At 72.0% G+C, this 13,504-nt stretch carries 12 protein-coding genes; 2 read left to right on the plus strand and 10 right to left on the minus strand.

The genetic code is table 11. The features are described from left to right. Window positions 1-2 precede the first annotated feature (2 nt). The 6 genes from ACZ4Z3_RS31440 to ACZ4Z3_RS31465 form a co-directional block, all read right to left on the minus strand. Entirely contained in the window at window positions 3-521 is a 519-nt protein-coding gene (locus ACZ4Z3_RS31440; protein ID WP_468504189.1) for a hypothetical protein, read from the minus strand. Window positions 522-531: 10 nt separating this feature from the next. Beyond that, on the minus strand, window positions 532-1,578 hold the full coding sequence (locus ACZ4Z3_RS31445) for an agmatine deiminase family protein (protein WP_468504190.1): 1,047 nt from the start codon (window positions 1,576-1,578) through the stop codon (window positions 532-534). 9 nt (window positions 1,579-1,587) lie between these two features. Then, window positions 1,588-3,306 (minus strand): urease subunit alpha, encoded by a 1,719-nt coding sequence (locus tag ACZ4Z3_RS31450; RefSeq protein ID WP_468504191.1) that lies wholly within the window; start codon window positions 3,304-3,306, stop codon window positions 1,588-1,590. Continuing rightward, window positions 3,303-3,983 carry an urease subunit gamma gene (gene ureA / locus ACZ4Z3_RS31455; protein WP_468504192.1) on the minus strand — a complete coding sequence of 227 codons (681 nt, stop codon included), beginning with the start codon at window positions 3,981-3,983 and terminating at the stop codon, window positions 3,303-3,305. The genes ACZ4Z3_RS31450 and ureA overlap by 4 nt, the downstream gene beginning before the upstream one ends. Window positions 3,984-4,203: 220 nt before the next feature. Continuing rightward, on the minus strand, window positions 4,204-5,292 hold the full coding sequence (locus ACZ4Z3_RS31460) for a branched-chain amino acid aminotransferase (protein ID WP_468504193.1): 1,089 nt from the start codon (window positions 5,290-5,292) through the stop codon (window positions 4,204-4,206). A 315-nt stretch (window positions 5,293-5,607) separates the two neighbouring features. Then, window positions 5,608-6,651, minus strand: a complete 1,044-nt coding sequence (locus ACZ4Z3_RS31465) for a 3-isopropylmalate dehydrogenase (protein ID WP_468504194.1) — start codon at window positions 6,649-6,651, stop codon at window positions 5,608-5,610. Between the two features lie 144 nt (window positions 6,652-6,795). Here ACZ4Z3_RS31465 and ACZ4Z3_RS31470 point away from each other — a divergent pair, with 144 nt between their 5' ends. Beyond that, window positions 6,796-8,397, plus strand: a complete 1,602-nt coding sequence (locus tag ACZ4Z3_RS31470) for a purple acid phosphatase family protein (protein ID WP_468504195.1) — start codon at window positions 6,796-6,798, stop codon at window positions 8,395-8,397. Between the two features lie 61 nt (window positions 8,398-8,458). Here ACZ4Z3_RS31470 and ACZ4Z3_RS31475 read toward each other — a convergent pair whose 3' ends face one another. The 4 genes from ACZ4Z3_RS31475 to ACZ4Z3_RS31490 all read right to left on the minus strand — a co-directional run bounded on the left by ACZ4Z3_RS31475 (window position 8,459) and on the right by ACZ4Z3_RS31490 (window position 12,169). Further along, window positions 8,459-8,590, minus strand: a complete 132-nt coding sequence (locus ACZ4Z3_RS31475) for a hypothetical protein (protein ID WP_005479955.1) — start codon at window positions 8,588-8,590, stop codon at window positions 8,459-8,461. 326 nt (window positions 8,591-8,916) lie between these two features. Beyond that, window positions 8,917-9,459: a GNAT family N-acetyltransferase gene (locus tag ACZ4Z3_RS31480; RefSeq protein ID WP_468504196.1), complete on the minus strand. Its 543-nt coding sequence runs from the start codon at window positions 9,457-9,459 to the stop codon at window positions 8,917-8,919. Between the two features lie 112 nt (window positions 9,460-9,571). Next, window positions 9,572-11,203, minus strand: coding sequence for an L-glutamate gamma-semialdehyde dehydrogenase (gene pruA, locus ACZ4Z3_RS31485; RefSeq protein ID WP_468504197.1), 1,632 nt, complete (start codon window positions 11,201-11,203; stop codon window positions 9,572-9,574). A gap of 39 nt (window positions 11,204-11,242) precedes the next feature. Beyond that, window positions 11,243-12,169: a proline dehydrogenase family protein gene (locus tag ACZ4Z3_RS31490; protein WP_468504198.1), complete on the minus strand. Its 927-nt coding sequence runs from the start codon at window positions 12,167-12,169 to the stop codon at window positions 11,243-11,245. A gap of 128 nt (window positions 12,170-12,297) precedes the next feature. On the opposite strand from ACZ4Z3_RS31490, the gene ACZ4Z3_RS31495 reads away from it, so the two are divergent. Beyond that, window positions 12,298-13,500 carry a PucR family transcriptional regulator gene (locus ACZ4Z3_RS31495; RefSeq protein WP_468504199.1) on the plus strand — a complete coding sequence of 401 codons (1,203 nt, stop codon included), beginning with the start codon at window positions 12,298-12,300 and terminating at the stop codon, window positions 13,498-13,500. Window positions 13,501-13,504 lie beyond the last annotated feature (4 nt).

Consider the following 13,504-nt stretch of genomic DNA (forward strand, 5'->3'; position numbering starts at 1 on the left):
GGTCACGGGGCGGCCACGCGGACGGCGTCGGGCAGGAAGTGGGTCTCGTAGGGGCCGGTGCAGCCGGCGAACAGCGTCGCGACCACCGCGCCGCGTCCTCCGCACAGCTCGTTGGGCCCCGCGCGTCCCACCTCGCAGCATCCGGACTCCTGCACGGCCGGGTCGGGGGACATGTGCCGCCGGGTGTCCTCGGGGTGCACCACCAGGGTGGCGCGAGGCCCGGCGGACATCAGACAGCCCGGCCCGTCGGGGTCCAGGGTCACCGCGTTGCCGGGATGGGCGACGTCCATCCACTCGGGGTCGGGGTGCGGAACGTACGGTGCGCCGCACGGCAGCGGATCCACCGCGCATGTCCCGCGCGGCATCGTCGACGGGACGTCCCTCGAGCCGTCGGCCTTCTTCTGCCCGGTGTACAGCGGTCGTTCGGGCACTTCGGGCACGTGGCGCAGCGGCTCCGCGAGGGGCCGGTCGCAGGTGGCGCAGCGCAGGACACGCACGGGTGCGCTCGGTGGAGTGGTCATCCTTACGTTTCTACCGGACGTCGGCCCGGGGCTGCTGCTGGGTGACGCAGTGGATGCCGCCCCCACCGGCGAAGATCGTGCGGGCGTCGACCAGGGTGACCGTGCGGTCGGGGAACAACCGGCGGAAGATCGCGGCGGCTTCCTCGTCGCGGGGATCGTCGAAGGCGCACAGGACGACTCCGCCGTTGCACAGGTAGTGGTTGATGTAGGAGTGGTCGGCCCAGCGTCCGTCGGCCTCCAGCTCGGTCGGCGCGGGGACCTCGACGACCTCCAGGGGCCGTCCGTGCGCGTCGGTCCGGGCCCGCAGCAGTCCGATGATCTCTTCGGTGATCTCGTGGTCGGGGTGAGCGGGGTCGGGCTGGGAGTGGGCGACGACCACGCCGGGGCGGGCGAACGCGGCGACGATGTCGACGTGGCCCAGGGTGCCGAAGCCGCCGGGCGGGTAGTCGCCGGTGAGGCCGCGCGGCAGCCAGATCGCCTTGCGGGTGCCGAGCTGGGCGTGGATCTCCGCCTCGACCTCGTCGCGGGTCCAGCCGGGATTGCGTTCGGGCCCGAGCTGCACGGTCTCGGTGAGCAGGACGGTGCCCTCGCCGTCGACGTGGATCGCGCCGCCCTCGTTGACGAGCGCCGAGGCGTACGTCCGCGCCCCGGCGAGGTCCGCCACGGACGCGGCGATCCTCGCGTCGTGCTCCCAGCGGGCCCAGGGCTGCGCGCCCCAGCCGTTGAACCGCCAGTCCACGGCGGCCAGTCGGCCCCGGCCGTCGGTGAGGAAGGTGGGGCCGATGTCGCGCATCCAGGCGTCGTCCAGGTCGCGTTCGACGGTGTCGATGCCGGGGCCGAGGAGGGCGGCGGCCTCGCCGGCCTGTCCCGGTCCGCACACCACGGTCACCGGTTCGAAGCGGCGCACGGCTCGGGCGACGGACGCCCAGGCGGCGCGGGCGGCGGCGACGTCGGCGGGGCCGTCGAAGGTGGGGTTCGGACCGGGCCACGCCATCCAGGTGCGCTCGTGCGGGGCCCATTCGGCGGGCATGCGGAAGCCGTCGGCGGCAGCGGACATCGGGGCCTCTCAGAGGAAGTACAGCCGGTTGAGGGAGACGGAGTCGGCCGGTTCGGAGCGGAGCGGCTCCCCGTCGAGGGTGACCAGGCCGGTGCGCGGGTCCACGTCGACCGAGCCGGTACGGGAGTTGCGGATCAGGTCGGCGGGGCCGATGCCCCGGGTGCCGCGCACGGCGACCCTGCGGCGGCGGGTCGGCAGCAGGTCGGCGCCCGCGTCGAGCGCGGCGCGCGCCACGAACGCGACGGAGAGGTCGGCGGCCGTCGCCCCGTGCGCCCCGAACTGCGGGCCCAGCACGAGGGGTTCGCAGGCGTCGGTGGCCGCGTTGGGGTCGCCGACGACGCCGTAGGCCGGGAAGCCGGACTTCAGCACCAGCTGGGGTTTGGCGCCGAAGTACTCGGGGCGCCAGAGCACGATGTCGGCGAGCTTGCCGACCTCCAGGGAGCCGATCTCGTGGGCGAGGCCGTGCGCGATGGCCGGGTTGACGGTGAGCTTGGCGATGTAGCGCAGGACGCGCTCGTTGTCGTGGTCGTCGGGGGCGCCAGACTCGGCCTTCATCTTCCCGGCCATGGCGAAGGTCCGGCGCACGGTCTCCCCCGCGCGTCCCATGCCCTGCGCGTCGGACGAGGTGATGCCGATGGCGCCCAGGTCGTGCAGCACGTCCTCGGCGCCCATCGTCCCGGCGCGGATGCGCTCGCGGGCCAGGGCGGCGTCGCCGGGCAGGTCCGTCTTGAGGCCGTGGGCGGAGACGATCATCCCGAAGTGCTCGGCGACGGCGTCCCGGCCGAAGGGCAGGGTCGGGTTGGTGGAGGAGCCGATGACGTTCGGCACCCCGGCCATCTTCAGCACGTTGGGCACATGGCCGCCGCCGCAGCCCTCGATGTGGAAGGCGTGGATCGTACGGCCCTCCAGCACGCGCAGGGTGTCCTCGACCGACAGGCACTCGTTCAACCCGTCGCTGTGCAGGGCCACCTGGACGTCGTGCTCCTCGGCGACGCGCAACGCCGTGTCCAGTGCCCGGGTGTGGGCGCCCATGTCCTCGTGCACCTTGAAGCCGGAGGCGCCGCCCTCGGCGAGGGCCTCGACCAGCGGGGCCTCGTGCGACGACGAACCCCGGCCGAGGAGGCCGATGTTGACCGGCCAGGCGTCGAACGCGGCGAACGCGTGCCGCAGCGCCCAGGGCGAGTTGACCCCGACGCCCCACACCGGCCCGAACTCCTGCCCGATGATCGTGGTCACCCCGGAGGCCAGCGACGCCTCCATGATCCGCGGCGACAGCAGATGGACATGTGTGTCCACGGCCCCCGCGGTGGCGATGAGGCCCTCGCCGGACACGATGGACGTGCCCGTGCCGACCACGACGTCGACCCCGTCGAGGGTGTCCGGGTTCCCGGCGCGCCCGACCGCGTGGATGCGCCCTTCCCGGATGCCGATCGACACCTTCCGGACGCCCAGCACCGCGTCGATCACCACGACGTTGCTGATGACCACGTCGCAGGTCTCGCGGACGGCCGCCGCCTTGAGGTGCAGCCCGTCCCGCGCGGTCTTTCCGAAGCCGGCGAGGAACTCGTCGCCGTACCGCTGGGCGTCGGACTCGACCCGGATCACGAGGCCCGAGTCGCCGAGCCGGAGCCGGTCCCCCGCGCGGGGGCCGTGGGTGGCGGCGTACGCGTACGGGTCGATCGAGGTGGCCGCCGGGCGGTTCGCCGGGCCGCTGGTGGAGGGGTTCATCGCGCGGCTCCCAGATATCCGCAGGCGGCGGCCCTGCGCAGGGCCTCTTCCTTGGCTCCGGGGGCGTCGAGGGGCCCGTCGACGAGCCCCGCGAAGCCGATCGCGATCCGCTCGCCGCCGATGGGCAGCAGCCCCACCTCGACGCTCTCCCCCGGTCCGAACCGCACCGAGGACCCGGCGGGCACGGCCAGCCGCATCCCGTACGCCTCGGCCCGCGCGAAGTCCAGACGCGGGTTGGCCTCGAAGAAGTGGAAGTGGGAGGTGACGGAGACGGGCACGGTGGCCGTGTTGGTCACCGTCAGCCGCACGACCGCCTCGGCGTCCCGGTGCGCGGGCCCCGGCAGCAGCGCGCCCGGCGCCCGCTCGCCGAGACCGCCGCCGATCGGGTCCTCGACCACCGCGAGCCGGGAGCCGTCGTCGAAGACGGCCTCGACCTGCACCTCGGTCACGACGTCCGCGACACCGGGCAGGACGTCGTCCGGCCCGAGCACCGACCGCGCCCGTGCGATCGCCTCGTCGAGTCTCGCCCCGTCCCGCGCGGCCTCGCAGACGGTGTCCGCGACGAGGGCGGTCGCCTCGGGCACGTTCAGCCGCAGGCCGCGCGCCCGGCGGGCCCGCGCCAGCTCCGCGGCGCCGAACAGCAGCAGGCGGTCGCGCTCGGTGGGGGTGAGTCGCATGGGCGGCACCTCCTGGGCCCGGGAGAATTAGAGCGTCACTCTAAACCCAGAACACAGGAGGGGGGAAGGTCGGAGCTCGGAGTTTCGGCGGCTGTTTGAGTGTCATTCAAAAGCACGGACAGGAATGAGCGCGGACAGGAATGAGCACGGGCCGGAACGCGGAAGGGGCCGCCACGGACGAGTGGTCCGCGGCGGCCCCTGGGCCGGGCCCGTGTGGCTGTCAGGCCAGGACGTGCATCCAGCCGTGCTTGTCCTCGACCGTGCCGCGCTGGATGTCCAGCAGGGCCTCACGGAGCTTGAGGGTGACGGGGCCGGGCTCGCCGCCGGACTGCTGCCAGGCGGCGCCGGTGCGCTTGACCGTGCCGACGGGCGTGATGACCGCGGCGGTGCCGCAGGCGAAGACCTCGGTGAGGGCGCCGCTCTCGGCGTCGGCCTGCCACTGGTCGATGGAGACGCGGCCCTCCGCGGCGGTGAAGCCGAGGTCGGCGGCGACGGTCAGCAGGGAGTCGCGGGTGACGCCCTCCAGGATCGAGCCGGTGAGGGACGGGGTGACGATACGGTCGCCGTAGACGAAGTACAGGTTCATGCCGCCGAGTTCCTCGACCCACTTGCGCTCGACCGCGTCGAGGTAGCAGACCTGCGCGCAGCCCTCGGCGGCGGCCTCGGCCTGGGCCAGCAGGGACGCGGCGTAGTTGCCGCCGGTCTTGGCGTCGCCCATGCCGCCGGGGACGGCGCGGACGTGGTCCTCGGAGACCCAGATGGAGACGGGCTTGACGCCACCGGGGAAGTACGCGCCGGCCGGGGAGGCGATGACCAGGAACAGGTACTCGTTGGCCGGCTTCACGCCCAGCCCGACCTCGGTGGCGATCATGAAGGGGCGCAGGTAGAGGGACTCCTCACCGCCGTGCGCGGGCACCCACGCCTGGTCCTGCTGGACCAGCACGTCGCACGCCTCGATGAAGGTCTCCACCGGCAGCTCCGGCATCGCGAGGCGCCGGGCGGACTTCTGGAAGCGCAGGGCGTTCATCTCCGGGCGGAACGTGGCCACGGAGCCGTCGGGCCGGCGGTACGCCTTGAGGCCCTCGAAGATCTCCTGCGCGTAGTGCAGGGTCATGTTCGCGGGGTCGAGGGAGAGCGGGCCGTACGGCACGAGCTGCCCGTCGTGCCAGCCACGGCCCTCGGTCCACTTGATCGTCACCATGTGGTCGGTGAAGTGGCGGCCGAAGCCGGGGTTGGCCAGGATCGCCTCGCGCTCGGCATCGGAGAGCGGATGGGCGGACGGCTTCAGCTCGATCGTGGGCGTCGTCATGAGTGATGTCCTTCACCGGTTGTGTGTGACGGGCCGCGCTCACGTCCGCACTGCCAGTGGCCAGTGTTAGGACGTCCGAGCATTCCCTCAATCCGCGGCACCTCGTTCGATTATCGCCTGGCGGGGAGCGTCGACGAAACGGATGACCGTGGACGAAAACGGTGCGATGCGACCCAGGGGATGATGGTGACACCCGGCGGGAGCATGCGGAAGCCGCCGGGTGCGATGCGACCCGGCGGCTTTCGAAGGGCTCCCCCTCGGTGGACCGGGGCCGCGGGGCTCCGGGTCCGGGGGAGGTTTCGAGTGCTCGGCGGGTCAGCCGGCTACTCGTACGGCGAGGGCGTCGCCGATCTCGTTCGTTGAACGGGCGGGCTTGCCGACGCGCTCCGCGAGGTCGGCGGAGACGGCCTCCTCGATCCGCGCGGCCTCGGCCTCGTAGCCGAGGTGGCGCAGGAGCAGGGCGACGGACAGGACCGTGGCGGACGGGTCGGCCTTGCCCTGGCCGGCGATGTCCGGGGCCGAACCGTGGACCGGCTCGAACATGGACGGGAACTCGCCGGACGGGTTGATGTTCCCGGAGGCGGCGACGCCGATGCCGCCGGAGACGGCCGCGGCGAGGTCGGTGATGATGTCGCCGAAGAGGTTGTCGGTGACGATCACATCGAAGCGGCCGGGGTCGGTGACCAGGTAGATGGTCGCGGCGTCGACGTGGATGTAGTCGGTGGTGACCTCGGGGAACTCCTCGGCCACCTTGTTGAAGATGTTGGTCCACAGGTGGCCCGCGAAGGTCAGCACGTTGTTCTTGTGGACCAGCGTGAGCTTCTTGCGGGGGCGGGCCTGGGCGCGGGCGAAGGCGTCGCGGACGACGCGCTCGACACCGAAGGCCGTGTTCACGGAGACCTCGGTCGCGACCTCCTGCGGGGTGCCCTTGCGGATGGTGCCGCCGTTGCCGGTGTAGGGGCCCTCGGTGCCTTCGCGGACCACGACGAAGTCGATCTCCGGCTGGCCGGCGAGCGGGGTGGCGACACCCGGCAGCAGCTTCGACGGACGCAGGTTGACGTGGTGGTCGAAGGCGAAGCGGAGCTTGAGCAGGAAGCCGCGCTCCAGGACGCCGGAGGGGACGCTCGGATCGCCGATCGCGCCCAGCAGGATCGCGTCGTGCTGCTTCAGCGCGTCGAGGTCGGCGTCGGTGAGGGTCTCACCGGTGGCGTGGTAGCGCTTGGCGCCGAAGTCGTACTCCTTGGTCTCCAGCTTCACATCCTGCGGAAGGACGGCGGAGAGGACCTTGAGACCCTGGGCCACGACTTCCTGACCGATGCCGTCACCGGGGATCACTGCGAGATTGAGGCTGCGAGACATGTGCGGCACCGTACTCCTTGTCCCACGGGATGACACGCGCTGTCCGCGATATGGACGAGCCGGGGGGACGTCGGCACCGATCCGTTGACCGGCGTTCACCCGTGTGTTTGCCGGGAGTTGGCATCTGCTGGGAAGTTGCCCAGCATGACTGCGCCATCCAGGGGGACGCCCCCCGGACTCCCCGTCCCCGACGTCGGCATCCCCGAGCGGCTGGCCCGCCGTCTCAGCATGCCGGAACAGTACGAGTACCTGCGCACCAAGCTGACGCGGCGGCGCACGCTGGTGACCGCCGGGGCGGTGGCCGGTGGGCTGTTGACCGGCTGCTCCGGGTCCGGCACGGCGACCGGGCGGCGGTCCCCCTCGCCCTCCGTCACGGCCACGGAACGGGTGCCCGCCTCGGCCGTCGTGCCCTTCGGCCGCCATCTCGCCTTCGGCGCCGACCCGAAGACGCAGATGCGGATCTCCTGGCAGCTGCCGGCGGCCGTCAAGAAGCCCTTCGTGCGGGTGGGACTGCGGCCCGAGGACCTGAGCCGGCGCGTCGACGCCGAGATCCGCGACCTGTACACCCCGGAACTCCAGGGCGTGCGCCCGGCATTCGAGCAGTACTACGTGCACGCGGCCCTGGACGGCCTCAAGCCCGGCACCACGTACTACTACGGCGTCGGCCACGAGGGCTTCGACCCGGCCGCGCCGGCCCACCGGAAGACGATCACCGCTTTCCGTACGGCGCCCGCGCGTCCGGAACGGTTCGTGTTCACCGCCTTCGGCGACCAGGGCGTCAGCAAGGACGCGCTCGCCAACGACCATGTGCTGCTGCGGGAGAGCCCCGCCTTCCATCTCCACGCGGGCGACATCTGCTACGCCGACACCACCGGCCACGGCGAGAGGTCCGACTCCTACGACCCCGGCTTCTGGGACCTGTTCCTCAAGCAGAACGAGCTGGTGGCGAAGTCGGTGCCGTGGATGGTGACGACCGGCAACCACGACATGGAGGCCTGGTACTCACCGGACGGCTACGGCGGCCAGGTGGCGCGCTGGTCGCTCCCGGACAGCGGCTTCGACCCGCGCGGGGCGCCGGGCGTGTACTCGTTCGTCTACGGCAACGTCGGCGTGGTCGCGCTCGACGCGAACGACGTGTCGTACGAGATCCCGGCCAACCTGGGCCACACGGACGGCAGGCAGACCAAGTGGCTCGACCAGCGGCTCCGCGAGCTGCGCGCCGACCGGGCGGTCGATTTCGTCGTCGTCTACTTCCACCACTGCGCGTACTCCACCTCGCGCCACGCCTCCGACGGGGGCGTGCGCGCCGAGTGGGTGCCGCTGTTCGCCAAGCACCAGGTGGACCTGGTGATCAACGGGCACAACCACGCGTACGAACGGACCGACGCCATCAAGAACGGCGAGGTCGGCAGGCCGGTGCCGATCGGCGGCTCGACCGACCCGACCCGGGACGGCATCGTGTACGTCACGGCGGGCGGGGGCGGCAAGGAGCTGTACGCGTTCCCCCCGGGCGTGAAGGACAGCTACGAGGGCAAGGTCCGCGACCTCGACTCGATCGAGTCCTTCCGGTGGACGAAGTCCAAGGACCGCAGGACGGAGGTCGTCCAGTGGTCCCGAGTCCGCTACACCGGCTTCTCGTTCCTGTCGGTGGAGGCGGAGACGGGGCCGAGGCCCCGGCTCAAGGTGTCGGCGCTCGCCCAGGACGGCAAGCGCATCGACCACTTCGAGGTGCGGCGCGGCGCGTGAGCCGATGCCCCACGGCCGCGCCGCACCCCGAACGGGTGCGGCTCCCGGCTGATGGGGCGGCTCAGTGCCCGGTGGAGCCGCCGTTGTCCCTGCGGTCGAGGGCGCGCTGGAGGGCCGCGGCGGCGTTCTTGCGGTCGGACTCGGTGGTCCGGGAAACGTGGCGGACTCGGCGGCGGACAGTCGTCTCGGCCATGGGGAATCGACTCCTTCGAGGCATTCCGGAGTACGGAAACGGAGGGCTGTGAGACTCCCCCACTGCCTAAAGGCCGTGCTAAAGGGCGTGGAGGTGCCCCCGGATGGGCCGGGGAGCGGGGCCGCAGGGGTTGCCTGCCTAGGGCCTCCGGCTCACGACCGCCATTCGCTGGGTCGAGCGAGACGTTCGGCTCCTACAAAGCTAAGCGAGGCCGGGGCATCTGTCTCCACAATTAATCGGACTTCCTACTATCTGAGACGGTGGATTGGGTCACACCCCTGTGACCTGGTGTTCTTCCCGTGCCCCGATTCCCCGGACGGCTCGGATCAGAGCACGTCGCCGTCCCGCCAGTCGAAGACCAGCTCGGCCCCGGGATCGTCCACGGCGGCGGGCGCGGGCCATACGTACACGGAGCCCTCCTCGTCGGGCAGTCGGACCACCCCGTCGGGGCCGAGCGCGTTGATCCGTCCGGCCCACACCCGCCAGCCGCGGCCGGTGTACAGGTGGGCGCCCTCGTCGCTCGCGGAGAGCGCGCCGAGGTCGTAGGCGCGGGCGACGACGCCTTCCAGGGCGGCCATGATCAGGGCGCCGATCCCGGTCCGCCGCACGTCCCGGCGTACGGCGACCCCCTCGACGTAGCCGACGCGCAGCCACCGCGCCCCGTGGCGGACCCGCCGCATGACGACCGCCCCGTGTCCGGCGAGCCCCCGCTCGTCGTGGACGAGCGCGTGCACGCCGCCGAGGGTGTGGTCCCAGTCCTCCGCCGAGAAGTCGGCGTCGAAGGCGTCGTACAACAGCCCGCGCACGGCACCGAGTTCGGCGGGGGTGAGGTCGGCGGTGTGCGCTGTGCGGAGCCGGGGTGCGGTCATCTCCCCATTGTCGCGGCGGCCGGGCGGGCGAGGGCCGCCGCCGGTCGCGGGGATGTGAGGACACGACAACGGGCCGGATCGACGAGGATCCGGCCCGCTGCGCTACCGCGGGTCAGCCCATGTGTGGGTACGTGTAGTCCGTCGGCGGGACCAGCGTCTCCTTGATCGCGCGGGTCAGGGTCCAGCGCATCAGGTTCTGCGGGGCGCCCGCCTTGTCGTTGGTGCCGGAGGCGCGACCGCCGCCGAACGGCTGCTGGCCGACGACCGCGCCGGTGGACTTGTCGTTGATGTAGAAGTTGCCGGCGGCGTAGCGGAGCTTGTCCATCGTGTACGCGGCGGCCGCGCGGTCACCGGCGATGACCGAGCCCGTGAGGGCGTAGTCGGACACCGACTCCATCTGGGTCAGCATCTCCTCGTACTTGTCGTCCTCGTAGACGTACACCGCGAGGAACGGGCCGAAGTACTCGGTGGTGAACACGTCGTGCTCCGGGTCGGCGCACTCGACGACGGTCGGGCGGACGAACCAGCCGACGGAGTCGTCGTAGGAGCCGCCCGCGACGATCGTGCACGCCGGGTCGGCCTTCGCGCTGTCGATGGCGGCCTTGACCTTGGCGAAGGCGCGCTCGTCGATGACGGCGCCGATGAAGTTCGACAGGTCGGTGACGTCACCCATGGTGAGGTAGTCGACCTCGGCGGCGAACTCCTCCTTGAAGCCGTCGTTCCAGATGGACGCCGGGATGTAGGCACGGGAGGTCGCGGAGCACTTCTGGCCCTGGTACTCGAAGGCGCCCCGGGTGAGGGCCGTCTTCAGCACCGCGCGGTCGGCGCTCGGGTGGGCGACGACGAAGTCCTTGCCGCCGGTCTCGCCTACCAGACGCGGGTAGGAGCGGTACTTCTCGATGTTGGCGCCGACCGTCTTCCACAGGTACTGGAAGGTCTTCGTGGAGCCGGTGAAGTGGATGCCGGCGAGGTCCCGGTGCTCCAGGGCGACCTTCGAGACCTCGATGCCGTCCCCGGTGACGAGGTTGATGACGCCCTTCGGCAGCCCGGCCTCCTCCAGCAGCCGCATGAGCAGCACGGCGGCGTGCGTCTGGGTCGGGCTCGGCTTCCACACGACCACGTTGCCCATGAGGGCGGGCGCGGTGGGCAGGTTGCCGGCGATCGCCGTGAAGTTGAACGGGGTGATCGCATAGACGAAGCCCTCCAGCGGGCGGTGGTCGAGGCGGTTCCAGACGCCCGGGGAGTTCGCCGGGGGCTGCTCGGCGAGCAGGTCGCGGGCGTACTTGACGTTGAAGCGCCAGAAGTCGACCAGCTCGCAGGGGGTGTCGATCTCGGCCTGCTGGGCGGTCTTGGACTGGCCGAGCATGGTGGACGCGGCCATGGTCTCGCGCCAGGGGCCGGCGAGCAGGTCGGCGGCGCGCAGGATGATCGCGGCGCGGTCGTCGAAGGACATCGCGCGCCAGGCGGGCGCGGCGGCGAGGGCCGCGTCGATCGCGTCCTGGGCGTCCTGCTGGGTGGCGTTGGCGTACGTACCCAGGCGGGCCTTGTGGTTGTGCGGCTGCACGACGTCGAAGCGGTCGCCGCCGCCCATCCGCCGCTCGCCGTTGATGGTGCAGGGCAGGTCGATCGGGTTCTCGGCCAGCTCCTTCAGCCTGGCCTCCAGCCGGGCCCGCTCCGGTGAGCCGGGGGCGTAGCCGTGCACCGGCTCGTTGACGGGGGTGGGGACCTGGGTCACAGCGTCCATGGGTTCCGTAACTCCTTACTGAGCGGGCGGTTTTCGGGCTCAGCCCTTGCTGATCATCGAGCGGACGAAGAAGCGCAGGTTGGCAGGCTTCTCGGCCAGGCGACGCATGAAGTAGCCGTACCAGTCGGTGCCGTAGGCGGTGTAGACCCGCATGCGGTGGCCCTCGGCGGCGAGCCGGTGGTGCTCGTCGGTGCGGATGCCGTACAGCATCTGGAACTCGTACTCGTCGAGCTTGCGCCCGGCGCGGTGGGCGAGTTCCTGGGCGATGGAGATGAGGCGGGGGTCGTGGGACCCGATCATCGGGTACCCCTCGCCGTCCATGAGGATCTTCAGGGTGCGGACGTACGCCTTGTCGATCTCGGTCTTCTGCTGGTGGGCGACGGAGGCGGGCTCCTTGTAGGCGCCCTTCACCAGGCGCACCCGGCTGCCGTTCGCGGCGAGGCGGCGGGCGTCGGCCTCGGTACGGAAGAGGTAGGCCTGGATGACGCAGCCGGTCTGCGGGAAGTCGCGGCGCAGCTCCTCGTGGATGGCGAACATCGAGTCGAGGGTGGTGTGGTCCTCCGCGTCGAGGGTGACGGTGGTGCCGATCGCGGCGGCGGCCTCGACGACGGGACGGACGTTCGCGAGGGCCAGCTCGTGGCCGCCCTCCAGCGCCTGGCCGAAGAGGGACAGCTTGACCGACATCTCGGCGCGTTCGCCCAGCTCCAGCGCGCCGAGCCGGTCGATCAGCTCCAGGTAGGCGTCACGGGCGGCGGTGGCCTGCTCGGGGCGGGTGATGTCCTCGCCGACGACGTCCAGCGTCACTTCGAGGCCCGCGGCGGTGAGGTCCTCGACGACGGGGACGATGTCGTCGACGCCCTCCCCGGGGATGAAGCGGTCGACGACCTGCTTGGTCACGGGCGCGGCCGAGATCAGGCGTCGCATCCGGTCGCTGCGCGACGCGGCGAGAATCACGGGACCCAGCACGGGGCACCTCCACAAACCAGCAGACAGGACCACCGTGAAACCTAAGGATCCCCCCGTTCGCCGACCATCGACAGCTGTCACGCATCCGTGCCGCAGATCTCAGACAGATGTATGAAGGGAGCGGCGGGATGGGGGAGAATGCCCTCGTGACGCCGGACGCCGCATCGTTCCACCACGTGGGTGACTACCAGGAGCTCGTCGACGAGATCTCGGCGCTGCTCGGCGCCCCGGCGACGCTGGAGAACCGTGACTTCGAGCTGATCGCGTTCGGCGCGTACGACAGCGAGGGCGACCTCGACCCCTCGGCTCTGGACCCGGTCCGGACCCGCTCGATCCTGACCCGCCGCTCGACGGCGGCCGTGCGGGAGTGGTTCGAGGGCTTCGGCATCACCCGGGCGACCGCCCCCGTCCGCATCCCCCCGACCCCCGAGGCGGGCGTCCTGCGGGGTCGCGTCTGCCTCCCCGTACGCCACCGGGGCGTCGTCCTCGGCTACGTCTGGCTGCTGGACGGCGACCCGGGCCCCACCGACGCCCAGCTGTCCGCCGCCATGGCGGTCGCGTCCCGCATCGGCGCGCTCCTCGCGGACGAGGCGCAGGCGGGCGCCGACCTCACCCGTGAGCTGCGGGCGGTGCTCACGGCCGGGCCAGGCTGGGAGCGGGACATGGCGGTGGCGGAACTGCGCGCCGCCCTCGGCCCGCGCGGCGACGGCGTCCACACGGTGGTGTGCGTGGCCCCGTGGCCGTCGGCGGACCCGGACGACGCCCCGTCCTTCCGTACGGTGCCGGGGGCGACGGCGCTGTGCACGGTGCCATGGGGGGCGGCCGGGCAGAGCCTCGCCCTGCTGGTGCGGCTGCGCTCGGCGGACGTCCCGGCGCCCGCGCTCACGGCGGCCGGCCGGCTGCTGGAGCGGGCGGGCGCGCGGGCGGCGGCCGGAGTGGCGGGCGCCCGCATGGGCCTCGGCGAGCTGGGCACCGCGTGGCGCGAGGCATCGGCGGCGGCCCGCGCGGCGCTGGCGGAGCCCCGCCTGGGCCCGGTCGCCGAGTGGCGCTCGATCGGGCCGTACCGCCTCCTGACGTCCCTGCCTCCGGAGACCCCCCAGGACCCTGCCGTCCGGGGACTGCTGTCCCCCGCCCACCACGAACTGGCCCGCACCGCCGAGACGTTCCTCGACTGCGCGGGCCAGGCGGGCCGCACGGCGGCGGAGCTGGGCATCCACCGCCAGACCCTCTACTACCGCCTCTCCCGCGTCGAACAACTGACGGGCCTGGACCTGGACGACGGCGAGGACCGCCTCCTGCTGCACATGGCCCTGAAGGGGGCGCGGCTCTGAGGGA

Source organism: Streptomyces sp. NPDC030296 (assembly GCF_055572815.1).

Excerpts from the sequence above, each read along its gene's own strand:
- ACZ4Z3_RS31440 (WP_468504189.1), bottom strand. The coding sequence starts at position 521 with ATGACCACTCCACCGAGCGCACCCGTGCGTGTCCTGCGCTGCGCCACC.
- ACZ4Z3_RS31445 (WP_468504190.1), bottom strand. The coding sequence starts at position 1,578 with ATGTCCGCTGCCGCCGACGGCTTCCGCATGCCCGCCGAATGGGCCCCG.
- ACZ4Z3_RS31450 (WP_468504191.1), bottom strand. The coding sequence starts at position 3,306 with ATGAACCCCTCCACCAGCGGCCCGGCGAACCGCCCGGCGGCCACCTCG.
- ureA (WP_468504192.1), bottom strand. The coding sequence starts at position 3,983 with ATGCGACTCACCCCCACCGAGCGCGACCGCCTGCTGCTGTTCGGCGCC.
- ACZ4Z3_RS31460 (WP_468504193.1), bottom strand. The coding sequence starts at position 5,292 with ATGACGACGCCCACGATCGAGCTGAAGCCGTCCGCCCATCCGCTCTCC.
- ACZ4Z3_RS31465 (WP_468504194.1), bottom strand. The coding sequence starts at position 6,651 with ATGTCTCGCAGCCTCAATCTCGCAGTGATCCCCGGTGACGGCATCGGT.
- ACZ4Z3_RS31470 (WP_468504195.1), top strand. The coding sequence starts at position 6,796 with ATGACTGCGCCATCCAGGGGGACGCCCCCCGGACTCCCCGTCCCCGAC.
- ACZ4Z3_RS31475 (WP_005479955.1), bottom strand. The coding sequence starts at position 8,590 with ATGGCCGAGACGACTGTCCGCCGCCGAGTCCGCCACGTTTCCCGGACC.
- ACZ4Z3_RS31480 (WP_468504196.1), bottom strand. The coding sequence starts at position 9,459 with ATGACCGCACCCCGGCTCCGCACAGCGCACACCGCCGACCTCACCCCC.
- pruA (WP_468504197.1), bottom strand. The coding sequence starts at position 11,203 with ATGGACGCTGTGACCCAGGTCCCCACCCCCGTCAACGAGCCGGTGCAC.
- ACZ4Z3_RS31495 (WP_468504199.1), top strand. The coding sequence starts at position 12,298 with ATGGGGGAGAATGCCCTCGTGACGCCGGACGCCGCATCGTTCCACCAC.